The 5,189-nt window shown below is 36.9% G+C and carries 6 protein-coding genes and 1 pseudogene; all 7 read left to right on the top strand.

Annotation, left to right across the window (positions count from 1 at the left end):
• Positions 1–960 (top strand): iron-containing alcohol dehydrogenase (locus AC1DJR_RS22475; protein ID WP_477003541.1); only part of this gene is annotated, 960 nt, incomplete at its 5' end.
• Positions 961–1,086: 126 nt separating this feature from the next.
• Positions 1,087–1,323 (top strand): YrhC family protein, encoded by a 237-nt coding sequence (locus AC1DJR_RS22480; protein WP_002034123.1) that lies wholly within the window; start codon positions 1,087–1,089, stop codon positions 1,321–1,323.
• A gap of 147 nt (positions 1,324–1,470) precedes the next feature.
• Positions 1,471–2,085 (top strand): annotated as a pseudogene (locus AC1DJR_RS22485) (ABC transporter substrate-binding protein); the annotation flags it as partial.
• 27 nt (positions 2,086–2,112) lie between these two features.
• On the top strand, positions 2,113–3,141 hold the full coding sequence (locus AC1DJR_RS22490) for a FecCD family ABC transporter permease (RefSeq protein WP_477003542.1): 1,029 nt from the start codon (positions 2,113–2,115) through the stop codon (positions 3,139–3,141).
• Positions 3,128–3,922 carry an ABC transporter ATP-binding protein gene (locus tag AC1DJR_RS22495; protein ID WP_410589034.1) on the top strand — a complete coding sequence of 265 codons (795 nt, stop codon included), beginning with the start codon at positions 3,128–3,130 and terminating at the stop codon, positions 3,920–3,922. The genes AC1DJR_RS22490 and AC1DJR_RS22495 overlap by 14 nt, the downstream gene beginning before the upstream one ends.
• Positions 3,913–4,308 (top strand): ankyrin repeat domain-containing protein, encoded by a 396-nt coding sequence (locus AC1DJR_RS22500; protein WP_410589032.1) that lies wholly within the window; start codon positions 3,913–3,915, stop codon positions 4,306–4,308. Before AC1DJR_RS22495 ends, AC1DJR_RS22500 begins: the two co-directional genes overlap by 10 nt.
• Before the next feature lie 294 nt (positions 4,309–4,602).
• A complete protein-coding gene (locus AC1DJR_RS22505) occupies positions 4,603–5,130 on the top strand; it encodes a GNAT family N-acetyltransferase (protein ID WP_002015253.1) in 528 nt (175 codons plus the stop codon).
• The last annotated feature ends 59 nt before the right edge of the window (positions 5,131–5,189 follow it).

Consider the following 5,189-nt stretch of genomic DNA (forward strand, 5'->3'; position numbering starts at 1 on the left):
CTTGGTGGCGGTTCAGCTATGGATGCAGCAAAAGGGATGTGGCTATTCTATGAGCACCCAGAAACGACATTCTATGGAATAAAACAGAAGTTTTTAGATATAAGAAAACGTACATGTAAGTATCCGAACTTGGGAAATAAAGCACAATTTGTTGCCATTCCAACAACATCAGGGACGGGATCAGAAGTGACGCCATTTGCGGTTATTACAGATAAGAAAAATAATATTAAATACCCGCTTGCGGATTATGAATTAACACCAGATGTAGCGATTGTTGATCCGCAATTTGTAATGACAGTACCACCTCATGTGACGGCAGATACTGGTATGGACGTATTAACACATGCAATTGAAGCGTATGTGTCTGTTCTGGCAAATGACTATACTGATGGTTTAGCATTAAAAGCAATTGATCTCGTATTTAAATATTTACCGAGAGCATATAAAAATGGAAATGATGAAGAAGCACGAGAAAAAATGCATAATGCTTCCGCAATCGCAGGGATGGCATTTGCAAATGCTTTCCTAGGTATTAATCATAGTTTAGCACATAAAATTGGACCGGAATTCCATATTCCGCATGGACGTGCGAATGCAATTCTTATGCCGCACGTAGTTCGCTATAATGCTATTAAGCCAAGAAAACACGCATTGTTCCCAAAATATGAGCACTTTGTGGCTGATGTACGCTATGCACATATTGCGAGAATGCTCGGGCTTCCAGCAAGCTCAACAGCGGAAGGTGTGGAATCACTCGTCCAAGCAATTATTGAGCTTGGAAAAAGCTTAAATATAAATATGAGTATTGCAGGACAAGGAGTTGCTAAAGACCAATTTGAAGGGGKTGTTGGATTATTAGCAGAAAGAGCTTTTGAAGATCAATGTACAACAGCTAATCCAAAATTACCGCTCATTTCAGAGCTCAAAGAAATCTATATGGAAGCATATAAAGGCGTATAATAGATAAAAAAGAGCCGCGAGTAAGCGGCTCTTTTTTACTTTGGAAAACATCTCCCAGATTGGTTCTATTTACTTGTCTTTAAGCTTGATAGAATGTGATAAAGTGAGGATGGGAGTGATAAGCAGATGAAAGAATTACAAGAAAAAATAGCAGATTATACCCGGTTTGCACAAGTACTTTTAGCTATAAGTACGTTTTTAATGATCGGTTTATTAATTCCAAGTGGAATAAAAAGTATGGTACAGTCTTTTGTTATGATGGGGAGTATTATTGTATTTTTAGTTCTTGCTTTTTTCTTCTTTAAGCGTGTTAGAACGATGCGTGATCAATTAGAGGAGAGCGAATATGAAGAAAATTGTTAAATAGGGCGCTACGAAAAGAAGAAATCTTTTTGTAGCGTTTTTTCATTTTTGTAGAAAATGTATGCGTTTCATATTGACAATGATAATCCTTATCAATTAAAGTAGAATAGTAGTTAATGATTATTATTATCAATTAGAGGTGAAAGAATGAACAAATCTATTACGCTGTTCACAGCGATCTTATCTATTTTTTTCTTATTAATAGGTTGCAGTGCAAAAGAAAACGAAAAAGCATCCGCAACAAAAACAGACAAAGGAACAGACAAAATCGAAATTACCGATCTCTCAGACAGAAAGATAACATTCAATAAAGTTCCTGAAAGTTTTGCTACGTTGAGTATGGGAGACATGGATATTATTCATGCTTTAGGTGGGAAAATAGTAGGTCGTCCTGATACAAAATTAACTCTCCCAGAGGAATTAAAGAAAGCACAAGTAATCGGGAATGCACATCAACCGAATTTTGAGCAAATTGCTAGTTTAAAACCGGATGTACTTGTTGCTAACAATGGATTCCAAAAGAACATTCCAACGGTCGAAGGACAAGGAACAAAAGTAATCATTTCTTCAGCCAACTCTGTAAAAGATATTCAAAAGGGTATTGAAATGTATGGAACAGTAATGAAGAAAGAAGATAAAGCAAAAGAGCTTAACCAAAAAATTAATGATCAAATGAAGAAATATGAGAAAAAGAGTGACGTTAAAGCGTTGCTAGTTTATGGAGCACCAGGCACTTATTTAGCRGCATTACCAACATCTCTATATACAAGATGTAAGGAAATGATAAGTATGGAGAGTAGTGAAATAGTAAGAGAAAAGGAACATCCTTTTGCGAGAAAAAGGTGGATAATAACAGTTACTTTAGTCGTATTAACTGTTCTAGGTCTTTTTTATGGCCTTTTTGCAGGGAGCTTATCTTTTTCTTTACGAGRCATTATAGAAGGTATACAAGATGAAGGTTCGACAGTTCATCGAATTGTATGGGATCTTCGTATACCGAGAGTGCTCGTTGGTTTTATAGTAGGAACGTGTTTAGCTGCATCAGGAGCATTATTGCAAGGGGTTATGAGAAATCCTCTTGCAGATCCTGGAATTATCGGAGTTTCATCAGGAGCAGGTCTTGTAGCAATTATAATCATGATTTTATTTCCTCAACATATGGCATTCTTGCCACTAGGAGCGTTTTTAGGAGCTTTTATTACAGCAATGGTCATTTACGCACTATCATGGCAAAAGGGGGCGCCACCTTCACGAATTGTATTAGTAGGTGTTTCAATAAACGCCTTAATTGGTGCAGCGACTTCAGCGCTAATGTTATTACATAGCGACAAAGTACAATCAGTTTTACCGTGGTTAGCTGGTGGTATTGGTGGTGTTAGTTGGGCACATTTAAATATGATTATTTACTATGCGATATTCGCTATTATATTAGCTTTCTTCGGTATTAAACATATTCGAGTATTAATGCTTGGGGATGAAATGGCAAAACTATTAGGATATAACGTGGAAAGAAGTCGGTTTTATTTAATAGTAGTAAGTACAATGTTAGCTGGAATAGCAGTTAGTGTTTCTGGTCTTATTGGATTTGTCGGTCTTGTTGTACCGCATATGTTACGTTTATTAGTTGGAAATGACTATAAATATTTACTGCCATTATCATGCCTTGGCGGTGGGATATTACTTGTTTTTGCGGATGCGATAGCTCGAAGTTGGTTCGATCCAATCGAATTGCCTGTTGGTATTTTATTGTCCTTCTTAGGTGGTCCGTTCTTCTTATATTTAATCCATAGAGGAGGAAAACAACGTGATTTCCGTTAACAAAGTGTTTTACGCACATTCTGAAAGATTTCAAATGCAAAATATGAATGTACATATTAAAGCTGGAGAAATCGTTAGTTTAATCGGTCCGAATGGATCGGGGAAATCTACTTTGCTTCGTTTAATAGCACGGCTACTTAAACAAAGCGAAGGAGACATCATTTTAGATGGGGAAAATATTTATACGATGAAGAGTGCAGATGTAGCGAAGCAATTAGCGATGTTACCACAAATGCACGATCATCAATTAGATTTAACAGTGAAAGAACTAATAGAGTTCGGAAGAGGTCCTCATAAATCATGGAGTAGTCGCTTAAATAAAGAAGATGAAGAAATTGTTGATTGGGCATTGTCTGTTACAAAGCTTGAAGGGTATGAATATCGTCTTTTACAATCCTTATCAGGAGGAGAAAGGCAACGTGCTTGGATTGCAATGACGCTTGCACAACGYACAAATGTCTTAYTRYTAGATGAACCAACAACCTTTTTRGATATCGTTCATCAGTTAGAAGTAATGGAACTTGTTAAACGATTAAACGAAGAGTTTGGTATGACGATTGTAATGGTTTTACATGATATTAATCAAGCGGCTCAATATAGCGATCGTTTACTCGTATTAAAACAAGGGAAGATTCAGTATGATGGCGTACCAGAAGAAGTACTATGTCATCAAATGTTTCAGCGTGTATTTGGAATTGAAGTTGATATATTCCAAGGGAGTGACAAGCCATTTTTTACACCGAAACGAATTTGTGAAAAGGGAGAAGAGAGATGCAAATAGAAGAGCGTATTACCACTGAGTTAGTAAGGGAATTTGTTATGGCAGCTCACGGAGATCTAGAAAGAGTACAGGAGCTTTTGGCCGAATCACCAAGCTTACTTCATGCTTCTTATAATTGGGGTGGCTCAGATTGGGAAAGTGCCTTAGGAGCAGCGGCCCATGTAGGCCGTAAAGATATTGCTCTTTATTTACTGGAAAAGGGAGCTCGGATGGATATTTTTGCAGCAGCTATGCTGGGTGAACTTGAAGTCGTACAAGCCATTTTAGTAGCACAACCAGAAGCATTACGTGCATCTGGCCCACATGGCATCTCTCTTCTTCAACATGCACGAATGGGTGGAGAAAAAGCTCAGCGTGTATTTGAGTACTTAACAGTGCTTTCTTAATGACCGCAAAGTTCTTATGTGCGGTAAACYTTCCACTCAAARGATTGGAAGGTTTACCGCCCGTTAGAACGGGATAAGTATCTAGTATATTTGAAAATCCTACACCCCCTCAATTGTAGTTTTCTTTATACTAGTTATGATATGGATGCAGTAGACACTCTTTTGTCTACTGCTTTTTTTTGATATAATACACTTTTGTAAGATTGAATTTTCTTTCTTTTTGATAAATTTCTTGATATGAATTATTCAACACTTACGTAGTTTGAAATATGTTGTTATGTAATGAGGTTCAAAATGATGGGAGTGAATAAAAGAGTGTTCCATACAGATCGCTTACAATTTCGCAAATATACAATGGATGATTTACCATTTTATGCTTCTTTATGGGGGGATGAGAAGGTAATGCGCTATATTGGAAATGGAACGTTAAAAACATTTATGCAATGTAAAAAAAGTTTGGAGGAGAGGGTACTTCCAAATTATAAAAACGGTCTCGGTTTATTTGTAATGATTGAAAAGGAAACAGGGATAAGAATTGGTCATGCAGGACTTGTCAAGCAGAAGGTAGATGGAAAAGAGGAAATTGAGATTGGCTATTGGCTACTTCCTAAGTATTGGGGGAAAGGGTATGCGAAAGAGGCTGCGGCGGCATTTCGAGACTATGGTTTTCAAGCATTACAAATGAATAAATTAATTTCACTTATTAATCCGAACCACCCAGCTTCAATATTTGTTGCTAGAAAAACAGGGCTTAGTTATGAGAAAACAACTTCATTTCATGAGATGGATGTTCTCGTTTATTCCATTAAGCGGGTTGGATGAAAAAAGGTGAATTGCATTTTTTGGAGAATGGTATATAAAAAATAAAGGGAGGGATTACA

The organism is Bacillus sp. 05T31, from assembly GCF_056396725.1.

Bases quoted from the DNA above. Each gene is read 5' to 3' on its own strand.
- AC1DJR_RS22500 (WP_410589032.1), top strand. From the start codon at position 3,913: ATGCAAATAGAAGAGCGTATTACCACTGAGTTAGTAAGGGAATTTGTT.
- AC1DJR_RS22505 (WP_002015253.1), top strand. From the start codon at position 4,603: ATGATGGGAGTGAATAAAAGAGTGTTCCATACAGATCGCTTACAATTT.
- AC1DJR_RS22480 (WP_002034123.1), top strand. From the start codon at position 1,087: ATGAAAGAATTACAAGAAAAAATAGCAGATTATACCCGGTTTGCACAA.